The following is a 22,019-nucleotide window of genomic DNA, read 5'->3' as shown; positions in this document are numbered from 1 at the left end:
AACTATTTATCAGACAATAAGGTAATGAAACTGATGGCCGGCAAGTGTACCCGTACCTGCCCATTCTCCACTTTCACTGCAGTTTCCTTCATGCAGTCCTTTGTATTGGTCACATAGACTTTCAGTTTCTTCACTTCTGCAGGGATACCGGAGATGACAGCCTCGCAATCCGCCCCATTATTGACCATATGGACGGCATATTCTCCGCGCACCATATTTCCGAAAGCCGCACAGTTTACATTTTTCTTGCTGCTACTGACCGGAATGGCCAAAGCATCGGCCGGAGTGGAGGCCAGTTGCTTGATATTCCAGAAACGTTGCGTAGGACGCAAAGGACCTTTGGAACCATAAATGCCGCCTCCCCACAACAACGAATAGTCTGAAGTGAGCTGCCACTGCAAGATGGACAATGGTTGGCAAATCGTACAAATACGTGTATACAGATTGATTTCATAAAGTGCAAACGTCGACTCATTGAATATCTCGGCATAACCATGAGCAGCGGCATCCGTACTACCCTCACCAACCAAGAGTGGTACATTAATCTCTTTGGCAGCATCCGCCCACTTCCTTAACGTAACATCATCACAACCACGCCATGAATGGAAAGAAACTGCACCAATATACTTATGAGTCTCAGGATTGTTCAAAGCAGGAAGGATAAAATCGAAAGTAGTGGCATCCGAATTGTCGCCAAGCAGCATGCGGGTAGGAAGATTCAACCCTGCCAGATAAGCACCGAACTCCTTAATGAAATCTGCATGCTCCTGCGGAGTGTGGAGGACATCAATACCCAAATCCGATTCATTGAACGAGAACATGGAGAACTCAATACCATAATACCGTTTGGCATACAACAGATAATCTGCCATGGATTTATAAATCTTCTCCTTTTTCCGGTTATCCAGACGATAAGCAATGACACCACCTTGACGGGCATAACTTGCAGGACCTCCGTCAATGGCCCATGCAGGCGGAAACCAACAGCTTAGTATTACCGGCATTCCCATCGCCTTCAAGCGTTTTGCCATGAGGAGACTTTCCTCCACCCGCTTGTTCAGTCCCCCATTCTGTGCCACGGCAATAGGATCGGATTCTTCTTCGGGTTGCCACAATCTCCACGGAAATTCCACACGGCCATAAGCTACGCGCAAGTTTTCCAGACAGTAATCTATCACTTTAGGGTCGGCAGCAGGATTCTGCAGGCGGAAATTCCCTCCAAAGCCTGCAAACAAACTTCCCGGATTCTGCATATCCAATGTAATTTCCGCGTCACTGTGATCTATCACTCCGGAAGCATGCAGTTCCATAGACAATGCTGTTCTCCCAGCCTTTTTCAGAATCGGCATTAGCGAGATATACACAACAGTACCGGTAGACTCTTTTTCAACCGTGGCCTTTACAGACTTATTGAACTTGAATTCCAACTTCCTATTGGCCGAAGTAACGGTCAGCTTCCTGCCACTTACCCTTACTTTGGCATCAATGTAGTTTTCCGGACTTAAAGCAATACAGTAATAGGCTGCCTGGTTCAAAGTAGTGTCCGACAGCGCATCAATAGAAATCTCCACCAAGCCTTTTCCCTTATCGGTCACTTTCTGATGGAACTTTACACCTCGCAGAGTAGCCGTCACTTCCTGCATATTCCCCTCACGATGGAAAACGGGACGGACCTGCTTCTCCTTTCCGGTAATCTCCATATCTCCTTTCAAGGTTCCGACACGCAGGGATGACTCAAAGTCTATCAATTCACCGTCTACGCGGACACCCGTGATATTGCTCCATGCCATCACTTCCGTCTGGGCAGAAAGCGGCAGAGATAATATGCCACACAGCAATACAACTATTCCAAACTGGAAAATTCGTAAATTCTTCATAATATCAAATCTATAAAAGGTTGTCATTTCAGTCTGGTATCAATCTCAAACCCCATACGGCTGTTATGATAAGGACAATTCCACATACTTGCTTTAGGCTCCTTGTAGCGGGGAGTTCCATCTTCCAGCACCGTTCTGAACCATTCACCATACTCCTTGTCTATCATCCGTGATTTGATGAAGTTCCAGGTGCGGACGGCACTGTCCAGATAAGATTGTTCACCAGTCAGTTGCCAGGCATTGATACAGCCGACCACAGTTTCCGCTTGGCACCACCAGGAAGCGTCCTTCCTGATTTTGTCCTTATGTCGTTCATACATCATAGCTCCCATCGGGTTGATGCCCTCCTTCAAGGAAGCATCTGCAAGTTCCAATGCTACCTTCCTGCACCTCCCGATAACCTCCGGGTCACCCAGAGCCTCTGCAGCTTCCGTCAGCAGCCAAGAAGTTTCGATATCATGCCCGTAAGAGTCGATGTCATCCAGATTATTCCAATTTAAATCACAGTATGATATCAAGTGATGTGTTTGTGGGTTGTACAGCCTGGTTGTTATTAAGTCTATTACTTTTGCAAGGCGCTTGCAAAGGCTGTTATCCTTCCATACTTTATATAAAGCCGTGTATGCCTCTAATACATGGATATGTGTATTCATTGTTTTGGCAGCAATGCCATCTCCATCATACCCCAGCTTTTGGGGAGTTCCCCATTCGCGGGTAAAGGATTCTATATAGCCATCATTTACGGGATCTTTGACTTTGCTCTCCATTATCCGATAAAGCTCTATGGCTTTTTGCAGGCTTTCATTGTTGCCCGTTGCCCTGAAATGTTCGGACAACCCATAGATAGCATAAGAGCAGCCGTAAGTCTGCTTGTTCGTATCCAATGGGGTACCGTCCGCTTTTATCAGCCAATATACGCCTCCATACTGCGAATCAATGAAGTGATCTATGAAATACCGTTGCGCCCTGTCAGCCAATTTACGGTAGGCAGTATCGCCATACATCCGGTAGGCGGTTGAAAAAGTCCAAAGGATGCGGGCATTCAGTACACCACCTTTGGGAGCATCCGCTATCGGGGCACCGTCACGTCCCAATGAACCATAAAAGCCTCCGGAAGAATCTACGCTGTATCTTTCCCAAAAAGAGAGGATATTCTCTTTCAAGTCCGAGGTTATTTCATCTTTTAAAACCTTGTCTACGTGTGACTGTGCTTGCAGGAAAGGTGTAACCAGCAACCATACTGTAATCAGCAAAAAAACGGAAAACATACGTTTCATAATATAGCGATTTAAGGAGTTAGCCATAGTTACATTGCAAATGTACAAAAAAACAAATGGACACTACTCATTGCCATCCTTTTTCAAGGGATACAATTGGTTCCGATAAAGGCTATTTTTGGGTACTGAGTCCTTGTTTTACCAGACATCAGCTTCTATTGGCTCAAACGTGGGTATCCGGCAGCTCAAGCGCCATTGTCTGACAAATATAACAATGAATATCATAAAAATAGAGGAAAAAGACACATTTCATAACGTTATTGGCTACAAACAAAAGCCATCCGTTTCCTTTTTAGTCCGTATATTAGTAGAAAATTTTGTAACTCAAAAATAGATACTATGAGAAAGAAACATTTCCTATTTGCATCAGTCTTGGCACTGCTTTGCGGCAGCAGTGCGCTGCATGCGCAAGACTTCAAGCTGACATCCTCCGGTTATTTCAAGAATCAGGGAGTCGACATCATGGCTTTTGATGATATCTATCCCGAAGGACACCAAGGAGGGGTATGTATCATCATGAACGGACACCGTGTGGCGACGAATGGAGATATCCGTCTGGAAGCCACACCCGGACAATGGCAGCCCGTACCGAAACAGCTCGACCGGAAGCTCGGTGACAACAGCATCACCGCCACGCTGTGCTATCCCGACTCCTCACGCCATCTCACCGGATTCAACCCGATGATTTACCCGGACCTCCACCTTATATATACGGTAAACGTGGAAAGCAAAGGTAAAAACATAGAGGTGACCGTAGACCTTGACCGCCCCATTCCCCAGGAATTCATCGGAAAAGTGGGCTTCAACCTTGAATTCTTCCCGGGTTCCCTCTTCGGCAAGCCCTGGATTATGGACGGTCAGAGCGGCATCTTCCCGCAACAACCCAACTCTCCCCTAATGACAACCCAACCCAACTATCTGCATACGGGAAATTATCATGACGGCAAGCAATCGCTGGCAGACATGGACAAACTGATAGGAAAAGGTTACAGCCCGATTGTGGCCGACGACATCATCAGCGAACCTTATGCCAAAGGCCGTAAGTTTACCTCCCGCCCCGACGACCCTTACAACAAAGTAACCATCGAATCATTGAGTGGTGACCTACAACTGTTTGACGGGCGTATGAACCACAATAACGGCTGGTTCGTACTGCGCAGCAACATAAAACCGGGTGTCACCAAAGGGGCCGTCAAATGGATTATCACTCCGAACGTAGTGGCCGACTGGATGTATCAGCCGGTTATCCAGACTTCACAGATAGGTTATCATCCCGCCCAGGACAAGGAAGCCGTCATCGAAATGGATATACGTGACAATAGAAAGGAAACGGCACAAATCATCCGCATTGACGCAGACGGCGAGAAAGTGGTCAAGAACGTCACTCCTGCCAATTGGGGCAAGTTCCTGAGATACAACTATCTGAAGGTGGACTTCACGGATGTGAAGGAACCGGGACTCTACAAGATTAAATACGATACCTCCGTATCCCCTATCTTCCGCATCGACAATGACGTATATGCCCGCGGCGTATGGCAGCCCGTACTGGAATACTTCCTTCCCGTACAGATGTGCCACATGCGCGTCAACGAAAAATACCGCGTATGGCACGACTGCTGCCACATGGACGATGCCCAGATGGCACCGGCACACAATCATATCGACGGCTACGACCAGAAAGAGGGCCTGTCCAAGTTCAAACCGGGTGAAGTGGTTCCCGGAGTGAACATAGGCGGCTGGCACGATGCCGGAGACTTTGACCTCCGCATCGAATCCCAAGCCGGAGAATCCTATATCCTGGCACTGGCCTACGAAGCTTTCCACCCGAATCTCGACGTGACTTCCATCGACCAGATAAACCGTGTGACGGAAATCCACCAGCCCGACGGTAAGAATGACTTGCTGCAACAAGTAGAGAACGGCGCCCTTACGGTAGTCAACGGCTACCTGGCACTGGGACGTCTCTACCGGGGAATCATCTGCAACGACCTTCGCCAATACGTACTTCTGGGTGATGCCGCCGCCATGACGGACGGAAAAATCGGTAATGAAGACGACCGTTGGATATTTACAGAGGACAACCCCGGACGAGAACTGTCGACAGCCGCCCAACTTGCTGCCGTATCACGCGTATTGAAAGGCTTCAATGATACATTGAGTGTACATTGTCTCGACATTGCCCGCAAAGTATATGCTTCTACCGGAAACGGCAACAACAGAGCCTTGTTCCCCAAAGTGCAGGCAGCCGTAGAACTGTACCTCACCACGGGCGAACAACCCTATATGGACTTCATTCTGGACAACAAAGAGCTCATCATCAAGCAGATAGGCCGCATCGGCTGGTACACGGCACGTGTGGAAAAACAGTTTGCACAAATGAAGAACAAGAAAGCCAAAGCTTTCTCCACCGCTTTCCGCAAAGCTCTGACCGGATATGAACAAGAGCTGAACAAGCAAGTGCAGGAGACTCCTTACGGCATTCCCTACCGTCCACATATCTGGGGTGCAGGCTGGGATATACAGCGTTTCGGCTTCCAGCACTACTTCCTGACAACCGCCTATCCGGAAATATTCCCGAAAGCACCGGTATTCAATGCCCTCAACTTCATTCTCGGATGCCACCCGGGCTCCAACCAAGCTTCCTTCGCCTCGGGTGTCGGCGCACAATCAGCCACTGTGGGCTACGGACTGAACCGCGCAGACTGGTCGTATATTCCCGGTGGAGTCATTTCCGGTACAGCTCTTATCCGTCCCGACTTCCCGGAACTCCTCACGTTCCCGTTCCTCTGGCAGCAAACTGAATATGTGCTGGGAGGAGGTTCATCCCACTATATGTTCCTGGTACTTGCAGCAGAACAGTTGCTGAAACAATAAGAAAGACAGAGGGGGAACAAAACCCTCTGGATGTTTTCTTTTAGGCGCGGATTACACGGATTTCACGGATTTAGTTTACTGCATCCATGGATTCCGCGTAACCCGCGCCTAATATTATAGTATAATGAAAGTGTTTATCTACTTTCCGTTCTTTCACCAATTATCCGTACGGAACGGAATGGTAGGCAATTCATTTCCGCCAATCATCGTACCAATCTGGAAATCATGGAAACAATAGCGCACGCTGACGGGATGGGATACCTTTTCTGAAGAGATTACCACTTCATTCGTCTGCCAGTGCAGCCATACTTTGTCGGCAGGATGGAACACACGGTCCTCACCCGCCACTTCGAAACCGCGAAGGTCATAGTTGCGACAGATACCCATTTCCAAATGGTCGAAGGAAACCCATGCTTCACTGCCTTTAGCAGTCCATGACTTATATTGTGGGCCGAAACAGTGTATCTGCTTCAATCCATAGGTAAGGTTCAATGCCAGATAGCTCAAGCGTTGACCTACCTTTGTCTTGTTGCGGGGATGGATATTGTACATCTCATAAGGCTCTACAAGGTCGTTTGTCGAAATCATACCACTGTTCGGAATCAGGCTTTGGGCACGGAATTGCGCTTCACGTAGGTAAGCAGCTTTCTCTTGCTGGGTACCTCCATAGGCGTACGGCGCTATTTCGGCAAAGTAGAAAGGCAATTCGCCCAGCCCCCATTCCTTGCGCCACAGCTGCACCATATCGGCCAGACGCTCGGCGTATGTTTCATGACGGCCTACGTTAGACTCGCCCTGATACCAGATGAATCCCTTTATGGTATAGTTCTGAAGCGGCTTCAGCATGGCATTGTACATCAGCATGGGGCGGTGCATGGGGTGCAGGCGTTCGATGGAATCGGGGTTGAGAGATATGTCTGGATAGTTTTCCAGCAGTTCACGGCTTATCCAACCTTCTACAGTGGCTCCACCGTAAGCGCTACAGATGATGCCGACCGGAATCCGGAGGGCACGGCTCAACGAAGTGGCAAAATAGTAGGCCGTCGCACTGAAATCGGGTGCGGTTTCTATGGAAGATATGTTCCAGCTACCTTTGCAGTCGGTTTGTGGTTCATAAGTCTGGTGCTTGGGAACGGTGAACATACGCACGCCTCTGTTTTCGGCAGAAGCTATGATGTCATCCGCTCCGTTCATGATGCAACAGCCGGCAAAGCCTTTCAGGGGCATTTCCATATTGCTCTGGCCGGAGGCAAGCCATACTTCACCGATTAGGATATTCTTCAACGTAGTTTTTTCTCCGTCATCAAAGGTTATCTCATAAGGCGTGTACCCTGCTGCCGGAGTTTTCACGGCAAGCAGCCAACGTCCGTCCTTATCGGCACGGCAAGTGGAGGTTTGTCCGTTCCACGAAGGCGTGACGCGTACTTCGGCTTTCGGTGCAGCCGTTCCCCACAGTTTCACTTCAGTCTGCTGCTGGAGTATCATGTTGTCGCCTACCAGTGCAGGCAGCTTTACTTTGGCGCCCAGCGAGGCGGCGCAGCATAATAGAATCAATGCAAGAGTCTTACTTTTCATAGTATATTTGTGTTTAATCTCATATTCAAAACCAATAACGTGAGCAAAAATAAGGCTTTTTTGCTCACGTTCTCCGTTTCATGTGCAAAAAGTGGGTGTTTTTGCACATGTACTCAAACAAAATTATACATAGATGTATTATACATTGATGTATAATTTGTATATTTGTCATTAAATCAAGAACAGAAAGCTTATGAAATCACCTTTTCAATACGGCACACTGGTTGATAAAGAGAGTTTCGTCAATCGGGTAGAAGAACGAAAGCAACTAAAAGAATTGCTTGGATCGGGTATCAACGTAATGCTTATTTCACCGCGCCGATGGGGAAAATCGTCGCTTGTAAAAGTAGCTATGGACGAACTGACACAAGAAGACAAGCATATCCGTGTCTGCTTCATTGATGCATTCAGCATCAAGACGGAAGCTGAATTCTACCGCATCTTTGCGCGAGAAGTCATTTCTTGCGCCGCCTCCACCCTTGAAAAGAGGCTTGAAGATGTGAAACAGTTTCTTAAAGCCGTTTCTCCCAGTATCACATTGAAGAGCGACCCAACCGATACCCTCTCCTTTGACCTGAAATTGGAACTGGAAGAAAAAAGTGTCATGGAGATACTGGAACTACCCGAAAAGATAGCAGCTGCCAAAGGCATACACCTGATTGTCTGCATCGACGAGTTCCAACAACTGGCACTACTACCCGGCTACAAAAGTATGGAGGGAAAAATGCGCTCTGCCTGGCAGAAGCAGCAACAAGTTTCCTATTGCTTTTACGGAAGCAAGCGGCATATGATGATGGACATCTTCAACAATTCTTCTAACCCCTTCTACCGCTTCGGACAAGTACTGTTCCTGCAAAAGATAAAGAAAGAGGAATGGGTGCCCTTCATCGTCAATGCCTTCCACCGGACGAACAAAGAAATCAGCGAACAGCAAGCAGAACAACTGTGCGACATCGTGAAATGCCATTCGTGGTATTTGCAACAGTTGTGCTATTTCATCTGGAGCGGTACGTCTGAAAAAGTGACAGATGAGATTATCGAAATCCGTACCCGCCAACTGATAGACACCAACATGCCTATGTTCATGAACGACACCGAGAACCTGACTGCTGCCCAAACTGCCATGCTTCGTGCTGTAGCCGATGGTGAATACCGCTTCAACTCCATCCCCGTAGTGCGGAAATATGAATTGGGCAGTGCACAGACCATCACACGCAACAAGCGTATGCTGACAGAACGTGATTTCATTGAGAAAGAAGGAAACAAGTATGCTTTCTCCGACCCTATATTCGAGCTTTGGTTCAGAAGGGAGTATTGCTAAATGTGAGAAAGGGCGTGAGCAGGAAGTGATGCTTCCTGCTCACGCCAACAACTAAAGTTTCATAGACATTAAAATGCTTCTTCCTTGTAACTCATACATAGTAGACTCTATTAAGACCATCTTAGTACTTATTCCACTCATGCACAGGTTTCTTATCCTATGATTATCAAACAGCCTCTGGCCTTGAGAATCTATATATTCAGTATGTACATATACATCTGCATTCTCCAAATCCACTTCTTTCAACTCTGATAAAGAATATTCAAGTTCAATAGAGGCATGCATTTTCTCCGTTATCACAACCGGATTAAATGACTTACAACTATATGCATGATTCACTTTCGTAAACTCATTTAGTAACTTAGGATGGTAAAGATTAATATGGCTATTGATTATTACTGCATTTTGCCAGTTCTTATTTACATAGGTAACCACAATACGTATCATATCATCCCTGATTATTCCATCACAAGCAATCAATGCTATTTTTGTTTTCTTTTCTATATATTTACGATAAAATGGGATTCCAGCAACAATTGCTGATATGACTATAGACAAAATAGAAATTACTAAAGATGCTATTTCCATACAAATTCTTTTTCTAATTCTTCATTCCATTTCTATAATATTTAAAGTTCTCCATGTTTCACTATTCTTATAACGTTCTTTACATCCTTTAGGTACATATATAACAAGTTCACCATTTGTCCTATAAAAAGTTCTCTTTTCAATAAAAGGAGGCTCCTCTCTATTTATATATATTTTCGTAAGATTTGTACAACCGGTAAAAGCATTGTCGCCAATACCAGCAATACTTTTGGGCAAAAGCATAGAAGTCAAACTAGTACATTCCCAAAATGCATTATCATCTATAAAAGTAATATTATCTGAAAAATTAATATCAGTCAAACTATTACATCCCCAGTATTTACAACCGATTATTACTCAATATTTTATAGATAATAAGTCAGAAATATGGTTGTTATTTTTAATTGCACATTCTAAAAGGTGAAGATTTAACGCTTTTATTGATTATTAACTCAAAAAGGACATCAACTTGGGTCGTTTCTTCTCTTTTCCTTGCTATTCGTTTCCGATATTCCACTTTTGTTTTGGTCTATCTCATATGTACTGCAAAGGTATTGATTTTTGTTTGATATTGCTCCTTGCTTGCTCCTTGTCGTAGATTAATTTTCACACAGGAATTTTTGTTCTCTTTCTATAGGGGCTTGAAACAATCCATTTATTGGAAACAATTAAAGACGGAGCTGGTTTGCCCCAGTGCTTTTTAAGAAACAGGGCAATTATTTTATCTCCACAAAGGCTCTTGTTCCCAATTATGAGGAAAGCCTAATAAACGAGTTCTTACTGATGGGTATTTCGATAAAAGCTGCTTGAAATCTGCAACAAAAGTGTTGCCCATAGAAATGGAGTTAAGCCAATACACCACATAGCAGAGTTGCGGATAAAGTGTTTGTTCACGGAACGAGAAATCCGTAATCCATGTGTTTGGCATACGCATAGGCATCATTGGCTTGACAGGAAAGACCCGATTTGACAGTCTTGAATGATGGGCGCAGCAATTACGAAGTACGGGTCTGGGTACGGATTAAAAGGCTAAGTGATTATTTCCAGTCATTTAGCCTTTTTAATTATCTAATTTTTCCCCACATTTTCCCCACAGCTGTCTATTTATATATTTTTATATATTTTAGAAACATATTTTTCCGTAAAGTTATGTACCTTTGTCGGCAAATAAAGATATTCTCGTCAAACAAATATAAATAATATAAACATGGAAAAAAACAGAAAAAAACAAATCGTAGTTTTGAGTATAGCTTTAGTTTGCATTTTCATCTTGGTATTTTCATTGTTCCATAAATCAGCGACAAAAGATAGCGCAAATCCTCCTTTAACAAATGTTTTGACTGATAGCATTTCTCAAATTGTCTCAGCTTGTCCTGGCGAAATTGGTGTGGCGGTTATTGTTAATAACAGAGATACGGTTAAGGTCAATAATAAGAGTGTTTATCCTATGATGAGTGTGTTTAAGGTTCATCAGGCATTAGCTCTTTGTAATGACTTTGACAATAAAGGAATTTCACTTGATACCTTAGTAAATATAAATAGGGATAAACTTGACCCAAAGACTTGGAGTCCTATGCTGAAAGATTATTCAGGGCCAGTCATATCATTGACAGTGAGAGATTTGCTGCGTTATACTCTTACTCAGAGTGACAACAATGCAAGCAACCTTATGTTTAAGGATATGGTTAATGTCGCTCAAACAGATAGTTTTATAGCCACACTCATTCCTCGTTCAAGTTTTCAGATAGCTTATACGGAAGAGGAAATGTCGGCTGACCATAACAAGGCTTACTCTAACTATACATCTCCTCTTGGTGCTGCAATGTTGATGAATCGTTTGTTTACTGAAGGTCTTATCGATGATGAGAAACAAAGTTTCATTAAGAATACGTTAAAAGAATGCAAAACAGGTGTAGATAGGATAGCAGCTCCACTTCTTGATAAAGAAGGGGTTGTTATAGCGCATAAGACAGGTTCAGGTGATGTTAATGAAAATGGTGTTCTTGCAGCTCACAATGATGTTGCCTATATATGTCTGCCTAATAATATCAGTTATACCTTAGCGGTATTTGTTAAGGATTTCAAGGGAAATGAATCACAAGCGTCACAATATGTTGCGCATATATCAGCTGTAGTATATTCTTTATTAATGCAAACTTCAGTAAAATCTTAAACTGCACTTGCTTTGATAATTAATGATAAACAATCTAAAAGCACTCTAATCGTTATCGGAGTGCTTTTAGATTACTAATCAAATTGCTTCTATTATAATTTGAATCCTCTACTTTTTCTTTCTTCCTGTTGCGGCACTCTTGCTCCATATCTAAGCCTGTGCCATTGCTCCCTGAACCAGTCGGCAATCGGCTTCCTGTTTATTGTCAGGTTCAGCCTGCTTTCATCGTCAGGGTCATTTTCCACCCTTAAAATATCATCCTTTATATCAAAGTTCCGCCTGTGTTGCTCGGAATAGATTTTACCGCTACATTTCAGGGCTTCTTTTTTGACTATAAGACTTTCAGTCATTTCTTTAGAGAATCCCAGCATGGCACAAAACTTTTCCATGCGCAGCATTTCCCTGAACATCGGAAACCACCTGAAAGCCTTGTCTATGATTCTGGCGAGCCGTGACAGTTCTTTTTCTTTCATGTCAAGTTCCTGCCTGTGCATTTCTCTGAGATTGTGGATTTGCGTATCATGCTGTTTCTGCATCTGCTGTACTTGGCTCTGCAATTTTTCAATATTGGTGTTCCGTTTTGAAACCTCGTCTTGCAGTTTTTCGTTGGCACGTTCCAGTTCTTTCAGTTTTCCACTCCCGAAAAGAGAAGCAACTCCACTAGTTATGGCTGTCGCTGCCGTGGTGGCTGTCTTCTTTAACTTGTCAGTGCGTATTTCTGATTTCACCTGTTTCAGTTCCTGCTCGGCAAGATTTATCTGTTCTTCTTTGTGCCGTTTGGCTGCATCCATGCGTTGCAGTTCAGCTTTCTGCTTCTCAATGATAAAGTCGTTCCGTTCCAGATGCTCCTTACCAGTGACAGCCTTTGACTGCCCGCGTTCCATCAGCAGGATGTCGGATGCAAGGGTCTGCATCTGCATCATGTCATCGTCATTGAGCTTTCGGCTCTTTCCTGTTTCGTGGTTCATCCAGTCGAAAACGATATGGGCATGATAGTTCGGCTTGAACCATCTGTCCCCGACTTTGAAGCTTTCCCTGTCTTCCGCTTCCGGCTGACCGTTCAGCCAATGCCCTTCATCCTTGTGCAGGAAGATTTGCAGCGGTGTGATTCCCCAGCGTCTTTGACACTCCTCACCGAATTTACGCACGTCTGCCAGTGTGGTGTCCGACCTGACAAGCAGCACTCCTTCACGTATGGGGGAGCATCCCGCAATCTTGACTATTTTACCGTTCTTGCCTTTGCGTTCACGCTCCTTTTCCTGCATGGCACGTCCGGTCTTTTCCTTTACCATCTGTCTGATATTGTCATAATGCATCCGCAAATCCGGACTGCCGAAGTCGGGATTTATCCACTGTTCGTTATCGGTGGATAGTTCAGGAACGACATAGATTCTGGACTCTCCGATGTGGCGCATGTATTCGGCAGTCCTCCTGTTGTGAGCCTCGCTCGATGCGATGTTGCAGGGCTTGATATGTATGCTTGATTTTGTTGCCATAGATACTTGTTTTTTGGTTTGTACTTTATTGTTTGCTTTTCCGCTGTCCGTAAACGCATGGGGTTCTTAGGGGTGCAACCCATAAGCGGAGATTGCAAAGAGAGGGTCACTCTTTGCTCTGGGTTCTCAGGGGAGAAACGCCCTGAGTGGGTCATTAGGGTAAAACCCTAATCCCCTCGGGAGAGCCCACAACTACGTAAGCGGAGCGTGTAGTTATAGTGGGCTATATCAATGGCAAGCCATTGTCTGCAAACTCCAGCCTACGGCTTCCGCTCTCCTCCGTCAGGGAGGTTTTTCATCATCGTTGCCGATTGGAGATGCACCGACCAGCACAAGGTCTAAATCGTCTATCAGTTTTTGCAGGACGGGATTCTTCTCTATCATCCGCTGGAGGATTCTCTCAGCCTCGACCAAGTGGTTGGCTGTACTCATCACCTTGCCCTCCCGTATCTGAAAGATAATCCAATCGGCTATGTCGATATGGGCTTCTTTTTGTTTCGGGGTGGCATTCCTTTCGATGATGTCCGAAACCACCACCTTACAAAAGTACATGCTCTCGGCTCGCTGTTTCCACTCGGCATAAGCATCGGCATCGGGAAAGAGAAGCACGGTTCGCCCTGACAGTACACGGAGTTTCTCTTCTCTCATCTGACTCTTACCACCCGTAGCCAGCCATACATAATCGGGGAAGATAGCAGAACCGATAACGGCACTCTTCTCGGATTCCACCAAGACCACCACCTTGTCGGGATGCGTTTTCAACAAGTGTTCCCCGAAAAGGCATTGGGATAGTTGCCAATCCTCTGCCAACACACGCTGCTTTTTCAATATGCTGTGTATCCAGTTCACTGCCGATGTCTGTCCTCCCTTGATACGGTGTCCGTCTTCGGGATTGTACTGCATCACCTTTCCCGTGCGTACCTTGCCCGTCCTGTCTATCTGCCAAAAGATAACAGAGCCGTCACGGGTAGCCCCCAAACGGTATTCCTCCAACAACCGCTTCAACACCTCTTTCGCCTTGTCGCCATAGTAGGAAGTAAGGAGTGTGAAGAGGAAACGGAAGAAATTGCTACGCTCGCTTTGCGACTTCTCCACATAGTGAGGGGGAATATAGCCGATGGCTGTCGGCTTACTTTGCTGCTTCACTTTCTTCTGCTCTGCTCTTTGCCTGTCAAAAGAGAAATCATTGGTAGTTCTGTGTTCAGGATGCTCTTGAAAATACTCTTTCGGAGTGTAGTGATACCCACAACCGCTTTCGTGGTTACATCTGCCGACCGATGGATGCAACGGCACATTATTTTCGTCCACGTAATAGACGAAAGAATGCCTGTCTCCGCATTTGGGGCAGGTATGCCGTGTTGCCGTTCCTTTATACTTCTGTAATGAATAATTGCCCATAGCTTAGTCCGTTTTTGATGGTTGATTGTCGGCTGTCCCATCCTGTCCCATTGTCCCACACTCTAAGGGTTGGGACAGTGGGACACTTGGGACACCTGCGTTTTTACTCTCTTTGCTGCGCTGGATGATACGGTTTACGGTGGACTTGCCACAATTCACCTGTGAGGCTATCTCCCTGACGGACTTGCCCGATTGGGAGAGTTGCAGAATTTGGCAATCCCTTTGGCTTGATTCATTGTCGCCCAATTTTTTCAAGTGTTCCTTTTCCGTGGAATAGCCCCTGAACACGAACTGCAAGAAAGCATCCACCTTGTCAATCTCGTAAACGATTACATTATCCGCATCATGAGAGAACGTGCCATAGCGCACTTTAAGCTGCTTCACATAGCGAAGCCCTCCGTCTTGGGCACTTTTTCCAATGGTGAACACGCTGTCAAAGAAATTGTAGAGCCGTTTGCTTCCGGCAAGGTCGTTGGATGTGATGGGACAATCCAAAGAGCGTTTGGGCGTATGTGCTAGGACAAGGATAGAGAGCGCATATCTCTTTTTGAGATTGTTCAGCTGAATCATCAGCCGTCCTGCGGCATCGCCTTTCTCCATGGCGCAACACAGGTAGGTAAGATTGTCAATGATGAAAATCTTGCAGTCGGTCTGCACAGCCATCTGTTCAATGCCGCCTATGATAGCTTCCTCAAAGTTGGCATCCAAAAGCTGGTTGCAGTCAATAGACACCCGATAGAGTTTGTCGGGAAAGGTGTAGAGCTCTCCATGCTCGTTGGTATAGCGGAGCTGGAACTGCTTTTCGGACAGTTCAAAGTCCAGATACAGCACATTGTCGGTTCGGGCGATGCGGTCGGCTATCTGCACGGCAAGGATGGACTTGCCCACGTTGGAATCGGCAAACAAGCAGGAGAGTTCCCCCTCGTACCAAAAGCTGTCCCACAGCGCACGGGGCGTAGGCAATAACGATGCTTCAAGAATGGTTTGGTTTGCCGTCTTGATATTCATCATGCCTACACTGTCGGGCATACCGTTATGCGCTTGGGATGCTTTTGTGAGGTCGCCACGTATCAGGTTGATATAGTTCTTATCCTCTTCCATATCATTCACCAGTTACGTGGGTTGGGCTTGCGACGGTGGGAAGAGGATAAGGACTTGTTCAGTTCCTCGTCTGACAACGGTATGGGATTCTTTCGGGCGGTTTCCAGCCACTTGTCCAGTTCGTCACGGTAAAGGCAATAGCGTTTGCCGGGCTTGGTGGCAGGGATTGTCCCTTCTGACAGTTTCATGTAGAGCGTACCCTTAGGGATACCTAAATACTCTGCTGCCTCGTCCACAGACATGGGCACGTGGGTGTCCACCGTTTTGGCATTGTTCACACTGCGCTGCTCGGCGAGCAGGCTTTTCAGGCTCATCACTTCGTCTCGAAGCTGAGCGACAACCTCGGGGAGGTCGTTGAAGGTAAGAATTGATTTTTCCATTCGCGTACTCGTCTCTTTTGTAAGACTTGGCGCAAAGGACTGAAATGATATATCCGTGAATATCTCCACGACACGTCATTGCAAAATAATTCCCGAATAATTAAGCCCAGCCATAAATGACGGGTAAAATTACTCGGGAAACGATGTAAAACAGGCGGTTATGAGTTACCGGATGGTTGTCGTTGGTGTCGTGATTATCCTAATTCCGCACATAATCCTCGGGATAGTGGAAATCAAGTTTGCCGTTTTCGGGTTCATCAATGGGAATTTCCGTCTTTAACGGCTCTACCTTGAAATTCTTGATGGTTGATAAGTCTGTATCAGCAAACGATTTCGGGAAAAGGGCTTTGATGAACTTGGCACGGTTATCCCCATTGTAGTATCTCTTGTACAGGAAACGCTCAGAGATATTCCATACGAAGTGACGGAGTGGAATGTTGTTGATGTCTTTGGTAAACGGTCTTTGTATGGGCTTCGGGGTATAAGTGTTAAGATTCATCCATTTGTCCACCTCAGTACAGATGTGGTTCACGGTTTCTTGGTCGGCAATGCGAGGCAGGTAATAATGGCAATACTCCATGACCATGCGGATGCGCTCTTCCTTTTCCCGTTGCTCTCTGCTTGCGTAATTGGCACGGTTCTTTTCGTGAAGATCCGGGGCGATAGTAAGCTCTATCGGTTGTGTTTGGATAAGTGTCTCTTCTTTTGTCGGGGATGATTCGGGTACAGGCTCAGGGACTGATGTAGGTCCAGGCACAGATGTGGCTTCTTCAAGTGTATTTTGTGACAGTTCTTCCTGCACCTCTATGGCTTCGGCAATCGTTTCTTTCTTGCCGAACTTGATTTTGTAGATTTCGTATGTATCAAAGATAAGTGTCTGAAAGGAGAGATAGAGCAACCATCCCAACAGGTTACAGCATACGAATACTATCCACCTGACAAAGTTGTCTTGGTTGAAGCTGTCCGCTATTACCAGCGTGGCAATGGAAGATATTAGGACGATGGCGAAGCCGACAAAGCCCAAGATGATGTATTTGTCCTTGATTGATGATTCCATATTTCGTTGAGAGATTGAATGTTCCTGTATTATTTTGTGCAAAGTTAATGCTATTTTTCCCAATTACTGCCCGTTATTTGCGGTTAGAACGGTCTTTTTCAATGTATTTCACGAAATGTCATCATATCATACTCTGTTTCATACTCTGAGGGGCTTATAAATGGTGGCATCAAGCCAAAAACATAGAGGGGCGATTATAGCCTTGTAGCCATAACCGCCCCTCTGAATACCTGTCAATGTGAGACATTTATGCCTCCTTGCGCTTCAAGGTTATCTTGTCCACCACCTGACACATCTGCTGCGCTGCTATCTTGGAATAGATTTGTGTGGTGGTAATGTTCTTATGTCCGAGATAGGCTTGGATGACAGCCATGTCCGTTCCCATTTCCACGTGCAGGCTTCCGAAGCTGTGGCGGGTACAGTGAAAGGTGATTTTCTTGGTTATCCCTGCTGCCGTGAGCCACCGTTGGAGTGGTCCTTGCAGCATCTTGTCCTTGAAATCCTCAAAGATAAGTCCCTCGCCCCGTTCTCCCAGCAGTCCATAGGCTTCATCACTGATGGGGTTATGCACTATTTCTTTGGTTTTCTGCATACGGGTGGTAACGAACATCCTGCCGTTGGTGTATGGTTGTATCTGCTGCCACGTGAGCTGTCTGATGTCGCTCTTTCTCAGTCCCGTAAGACAGGCGAAAAGAAAAGCTTTTTTCAAGACCTCCTCCTCACAGGGTGTTTCGGCAAGCCGTATCAGTTCCTCTTGGCTCAAATGCTCCCTGATGGTGGGAATGCACTCGATGCGGTCTAAGAAGCCGTTTGGGTTCTCCTTTATCTTCCTGTCACGGTAGGCGGTGTGCAGCACGGCACGGAAAGTTGACCAATAGCCTGCTGCGGAGTTGATGTGCAGCTTTTGGTTGGTGTGGATGGATTGGGGTGCATCAAGCAGGTATTCCATGAACTTGCGGCACAAATCCACATCCACCTCCTCAAAGGTGCATTTGCCGTTCACGAACCGCTGGAAATGCTTGTATACGTGCTGCCACTTGATATTCTTGCGGTCAGCCAGTCCTTTGAAATAGGCAAGGAAATCGCCCTTCATCTTGGTCTTGTCAAAAAAGCCGTTGTTTTCATTGAAAATGGCTTCGTAGCGCTGGTTGCGCAGGATGACCGCTTTCTTCATCATGCGTGCGTTGAAGTCCCGTTCCTGCTGGTTTGCAGGTTTGGCGAAGATGTAAATTCCTAAGGCTTCACGTGTAATCACTCTCATGGTGACATTGTCACGGTAGCCGGGATAGTAGTCAAGGCATAGTGAATACTGTGTCCCGTTCTTAATCTTGCGCTTACGCAAGGTAACTGTTTTGCATTTACTCATAATAATTATGTTTTAATTGGTTGTATACATTTTGGAGTTGTATCCATGTTTCCGATGGCAAAGGAACAACGTGAAATATCCGTGAATACCTCCACGATACATCATTTTGAAATAATTTTCGATAATCCCGATTTTTCACGGTTATTTGTTCCTTTCAGCCATGACACGCTCCACATCTGAGCGCAAAAGCAGGTTTTTCACACCCACCTTTATCTTTTCGATGTGCTTCACCTTGACGATATGGCAGATGTTGGCTGACGAAAGACCATAGATTTGCTGCACCTGCTCAACGGTATAGTAGCGTTCATCGTTCACAAGGTCAGTTCTGCGGAGTTCGTTCAAATGTGATTTGGAGTAATAGGTACGCCCGTACTCTCTTTTAGTGGGTATCTTATGGCGATAGGTGTAGGCACGGAGTGCGGTCGGCTTCATGCCGAACAGTTCCTCCACCTCCTCGGTCAGTAGCCAGTCGGTAATTTCGCTAATATCAACTGCCACACCGAAAAACTCGTCAATATGCTTCTTGCTGTAATAGTTCTTTCCTGCGATACGGCAGATGGGGATATGGTTACGCTTGGCGGAAGTGTAAAGCCATGACTGCTTTACCTTAAAAAGGGACATCACCTCCTCGCCCGAATAGAAGTCCAACACTTCTTCGCTTTCCTTTTCCCTTTTTTCTCTTTTGGCAGGTAAGGAAGATGAAGATGATTTCCTTGGTGTGGAGGTGTTGCCGGGCAGGATGCGGTGATAGGGATTGCCCTCCAACATCTGCTCGATGTCGGCTCTGCGGATGAATGCCATGCGGTTGCTGATGCGTGAGGCTTTCAGCTTGCCGATGGCTACAAGTTTGTAAATGTACTGTCGGGAACAGCCCATGAGGATGGCTGCTTTGGAAAAGGTGAGATACTCCTGATGCTGTATCTCCATCAAGGGTTGGGCGACTTTGAAGAGGTTGTTCTTCTGCATCACTCTGGCTCGTTTGGCTTCTGCCTGACAAGCCTCACTGCAATATCTTTGCATACCGCTTCGGGTTACAAAGGACTTGCCGCAAAAACTGCATTTTCTGGTTGCTTTCATACCGTTTTATCGTTTAATGGTTCATTTCTTCAATCCTATATCTCTGAAATGGTAAACGGATGTGAACGGAAGTCAACCATTGTCGCTTTTCTACACAGTGTGACTGTTTCCGCATATCGGGGCGGTTATTGTCGCTTGTCGTAAACGGTTGTAAACCCTTGTCAACTGTCTGCACGGTGTGACAAAAAACAAGCCCCGCAAATTCTCCACGTCAGAAATACGTCTCAAAAATATGTGGAAATTTGGGAAGCGACAAATGGCAACCGAAAAGTGTTAAATTTTAGAATATGCTGGTAATTAAAGATTTACACTCGGATATTTCTGATTAGTTTTGGTTGTTCTATGGTTATAAATACAATCATAAAAAGCATATTCATTTATTTCTTTTACTGTATTAGGTATATTAATAATTTTCTTTCCTGCGGCAGGATAATAGATTAAGGTTTCCTGCTTTTTATCACACAGCATACCATCTATCGAAGCATACCAACGATTCTCTGAATCAACATTGATTGAAACCAATTTATAACAGCGATTGAATGCCAATTTATCAATAAAAGAAACGTTCCTAGGTATATTTACAGAAATCAAACTGCATGCGCTAAAAGATTCCCAACCAATACTTCTACAGTCATCTGGAATGGAAATATTTTCTAATTTTTCTGAAAAGAAAAATGCTTGAGCTTCTATTTTCTTTGTATTAAAAGGTAAATATATAGAAATGAGATTAGTGTGAGAAAAACAACCTCCAGGAATTATATTATCTATATTTACACTACTACCATATTGAGAATAATTTGTTCCACCCGAACAGATAGTAGCTTGAGCAATATCCAATTCTCTTAATTGCCCTAATGTTGGATTTCCGTAATAATCTATTCCAGCCATCTCGCGAATAAGACGCAAATCAGTACCATTTATAAAACCACTTATCTCCAGATGAGTTATTAAGTTCGCCTCCACATTTAATAATTTCTTTAGTGTACCTGCTTTTTCAACATACACCTTAACATGTTTTTCTTCTATTTGTTTTGCTTCTTGAATAATCCGAATAGTATCAGCTAAAGTACTCTCTATAGAAGTAAAAACAATGTTTCCAACTCTAGATTTTACTTCTGAATTTTCTTCAATATGAAAAAAGAGCCTATCTTGTTTAAAACTTTTAGTTACTACATTTTGCACTAACTTTATCCATTGAGAGTTTTCTTCATCAATATGTATATTATAATTGACATTAGTTTCTACTGATATTTCTATAGTCTCTCCTTTTGCTGTAATATCGTATTCCTTTTGCGACAACAATATCGCATCTTTCTGCACCTGGACAATCTTCAACGTATCTGCCACAGATTTATCATTCCTATCATAATAGATGATTTCAGCTTCCCTCTTGTCATAAGTTTCATTAGGAGTAACAGTATAATAAAGCGTATGGCTGGAAACACTTCTCGTTACGGTTGTGGTAATCCAATCTACCTGCGGCATTTTCACATCAAAGTCAAAATTGCTGTTCAGTTCTACGGTAATTTGTTCTCCTTTATCAGAAACGGTATATTCATTCTTAGTCAACAATAAAATGCCTCCTCCTGTCTGATACACCTTCAAGACTTCCTCCAATTCACCGCTTCGGAAGATGATTTCTCCTTCGCGCTTGTCATATTCCTCGCTCTTGCTGATGTAAAACTTCCGCATAGTTCTATCCATGTCAGTTCTTGTAGCAGATTCGTGCATTTGATTATGTCCTTTGTCGCCCATAATTATTTGCCCGGAGCCAGAACCTTCACGTATCCAGCTTTGATATTGCTCTGGAATAACAACTTCATAAGTAACATTTGCCTTTACCTCCACCTGGATTTCTCCTCCGTTCTTATCTACTTCAAACTTTGCAGTAGTCAGAGTGATGGCATCTTTCTGTTTCTGCGTTACTACGATACTCTTAGTCAAATCACCGGCTGCCAAGTTCAATACCACGTTACGGTCATCGACTCCTTCATTTCTTATTACTTTAACTAAGACTTGGTTTTCTCCGGCTTTTCCCTTATTGGGGAACACCGTACACCAGCTGACATCACCGCCTGACTGTGAAACATTTATCGACCAATCTTTATTGGTTGTAAAAGAAAGAATCGCTTCGCCACTATCCGAAGTGAAATCCAAGCTTTTGGTAAAGTAAATCTCACTATCAGGGTTAGGGATAATCTCTGCCGGAGCATCATCATCCGAACAACTACTCAAAGCGGTCAACAGGCACAAGACTGCCATTGAGTACAACAAACGCACATAGATGGAACTTTTAGAATTCACTTTAAATAGAATCATAACCAGATAATATTAGTCCTCGCGTTCCTCCGAGAATATAAAAAAAGACAGCGTGGAACTGCGTGCTATTCATCGTCTTTGAAGGTCCTGAGAAAACCCGATACACCAATGAACAGACAGCAGACCCACGCCGAAACCAG

Annotated in this window: 16 protein-coding genes; 3 read left to right on the top strand and 13 right to left on the bottom strand. The window is 44.9% G+C overall.

What is annotated here, in order from left to right; genetic code table 11:
- Positions 1–2 precede the first annotated feature (2 nt).
- Both DW947_RS15800 and DW947_RS15795 read right to left on the bottom strand, forming a co-directional pair.
- Positions 3–1,877: a hypothetical protein gene (locus tag DW947_RS15800; RefSeq protein ID WP_229095657.1), complete on the bottom strand. Its 1,875-nt coding sequence runs from the start codon at positions 1,875–1,877 to the stop codon at positions 3–5.
- 23 nt (positions 1,878–1,900) lie between these two features.
- The gene (locus tag DW947_RS15795; protein ID WP_008662425.1) at positions 1,901–3,154 is read right to left on the bottom strand and encodes an AGE family epimerase/isomerase; all 1,254 of its coding nucleotides are present in this window, start codon (positions 3,152–3,154) and stop codon (positions 1,901–1,903) included.
- Between the two features lie 339 nt (positions 3,155–3,493).
- On the opposite strand from DW947_RS15795, the gene DW947_RS15790 reads away from it, so the two are divergent.
- Positions 3,494–6,028: a glycoside hydrolase family 9 protein gene (locus tag DW947_RS15790; protein ID WP_005831008.1), complete on the top strand. Its 2,535-nt coding sequence runs from the start codon at positions 3,494–3,496 to the stop codon at positions 6,026–6,028.
- Between the two features lie 153 nt (positions 6,029–6,181).
- Here the strand turns inward: DW947_RS15790 and DW947_RS15785 are convergent, their stop codons facing one another.
- Entirely contained in the window at positions 6,182–7,603 is a 1,422-nt protein-coding gene (locus tag DW947_RS15785) for a sialate O-acetylesterase (RefSeq protein ID WP_117962919.1), read from the bottom strand.
- A gap of 193 nt (positions 7,604–7,796) precedes the next feature.
- Here DW947_RS15785 and DW947_RS15780 point away from each other — a divergent pair, with 193 nt between their 5' ends.
- Entirely contained in the window at positions 7,797–8,924 is a 1,128-nt protein-coding gene (locus tag DW947_RS15780; protein WP_008662419.1) for an AAA family ATPase, read from the top strand.
- A gap of 51 nt (positions 8,925–8,975) precedes the next feature.
- Here DW947_RS15780 and DW947_RS15775 read toward each other — a convergent pair whose 3' ends face one another.
- Entirely contained in the window at positions 8,976–9,512 is a 537-nt protein-coding gene (locus DW947_RS15775; protein ID WP_117962917.1) for a hypothetical protein, read from the bottom strand.
- A gap of 21 nt (positions 9,513–9,533) precedes the next feature.
- A complete protein-coding gene (locus DW947_RS15770; protein ID WP_034532649.1) occupies positions 9,534–9,833 on the bottom strand; it encodes a leucine-rich repeat protein in 300 nt (99 codons plus the stop codon).
- 886 nt (positions 9,834–10,719) lie between these two features.
- Here DW947_RS15770 and DW947_RS15760 point away from each other — a divergent pair.
- The gene (locus DW947_RS15760) at positions 10,720–11,685 is read left to right on the top strand and encodes an extended-spectrum class A beta-lactamase CfxA3 (RefSeq protein WP_004348227.1); all 966 of its coding nucleotides are present in this window, start codon (positions 10,720–10,722) and stop codon (positions 11,683–11,685) included.
- 92 nt (positions 11,686–11,777) lie between these two features.
- Here the strand turns inward: DW947_RS15760 and DW947_RS15755 are convergent, their stop codons facing one another.
- The 8 genes from DW947_RS15755 to DW947_RS15720 form a co-directional block, all read right to left on the bottom strand.
- On the bottom strand, positions 11,778–13,181 hold the full coding sequence (locus DW947_RS15755; RefSeq protein ID WP_004292734.1) for a hypothetical protein: 1,404 nt from the start codon (positions 13,179–13,181) through the stop codon (positions 11,778–11,780).
- 282 nt (positions 13,182–13,463) lie between these two features.
- A complete protein-coding gene (locus tag DW947_RS15750) occupies positions 13,464–14,579 on the bottom strand; it encodes a DUF6371 domain-containing protein (RefSeq protein WP_004292742.1) in 1,116 nt (371 codons plus the stop codon).
- 3 nt (positions 14,580–14,582) lie between these two features.
- Positions 14,583–15,680 carry an AAA family ATPase gene (locus DW947_RS15745; protein WP_004348225.1) on the bottom strand — a complete coding sequence of 366 codons (1,098 nt, stop codon included), beginning with the start codon at positions 15,678–15,680 and terminating at the stop codon, positions 14,583–14,585.
- Between the two features lie 5 nt (positions 15,681–15,685).
- Positions 15,686–16,060 carry an excisionase family DNA-binding protein gene (locus DW947_RS15740; RefSeq protein ID WP_004338328.1) on the bottom strand — a complete coding sequence of 125 codons (375 nt, stop codon included), beginning with the start codon at positions 16,058–16,060 and terminating at the stop codon, positions 15,686–15,688.
- Between the two features lie 199 nt (positions 16,061–16,259).
- The gene (tnpC, locus tag DW947_RS15735; RefSeq protein ID WP_004339687.1) at positions 16,260–17,117 is read right to left on the bottom strand and encodes a transposon Tn4555 protein TnpC; all 858 of its coding nucleotides are present in this window, start codon (positions 17,115–17,117) and stop codon (positions 16,260–16,262) included.
- A 247-nt stretch (positions 17,118–17,364) separates the two neighbouring features.
- On the bottom strand, positions 17,365–18,483 hold the full coding sequence (locus DW947_RS15730; protein WP_004338318.1) for a tyrosine-type recombinase/integrase: 1,119 nt from the start codon (positions 18,481–18,483) through the stop codon (positions 17,365–17,367).
- Positions 18,484–18,624: 141 nt separating this feature from the next.
- Positions 18,625–19,560, bottom strand: coding sequence for a transposon Tn4555 protein TnpA (tnpA, locus tag DW947_RS15725; protein ID WP_004292844.1), 936 nt, complete (start codon positions 19,558–19,560; stop codon positions 18,625–18,627).
- A gap of 297 nt (positions 19,561–19,857) precedes the next feature.
- Entirely contained in the window at positions 19,858–21,879 is a 2,022-nt protein-coding gene (locus DW947_RS15720; protein ID WP_229095787.1) for a BACON domain-containing protein, read from the bottom strand.
- Positions 21,880–22,019: the final 140 nt, after the last annotated feature.

The sequence above is a fragment of the Bacteroides sp. AM44-19 genome (genome assembly GCF_003603395.1).
Taxonomy (GTDB): domain Bacteria; phylum Bacteroidota; class Bacteroidia; order Bacteroidales; family Bacteroidaceae; genus Bacteroides; species Bacteroides uniformis.
This window is presented reverse-complemented; position numbering and strand designations above follow the sequence as displayed.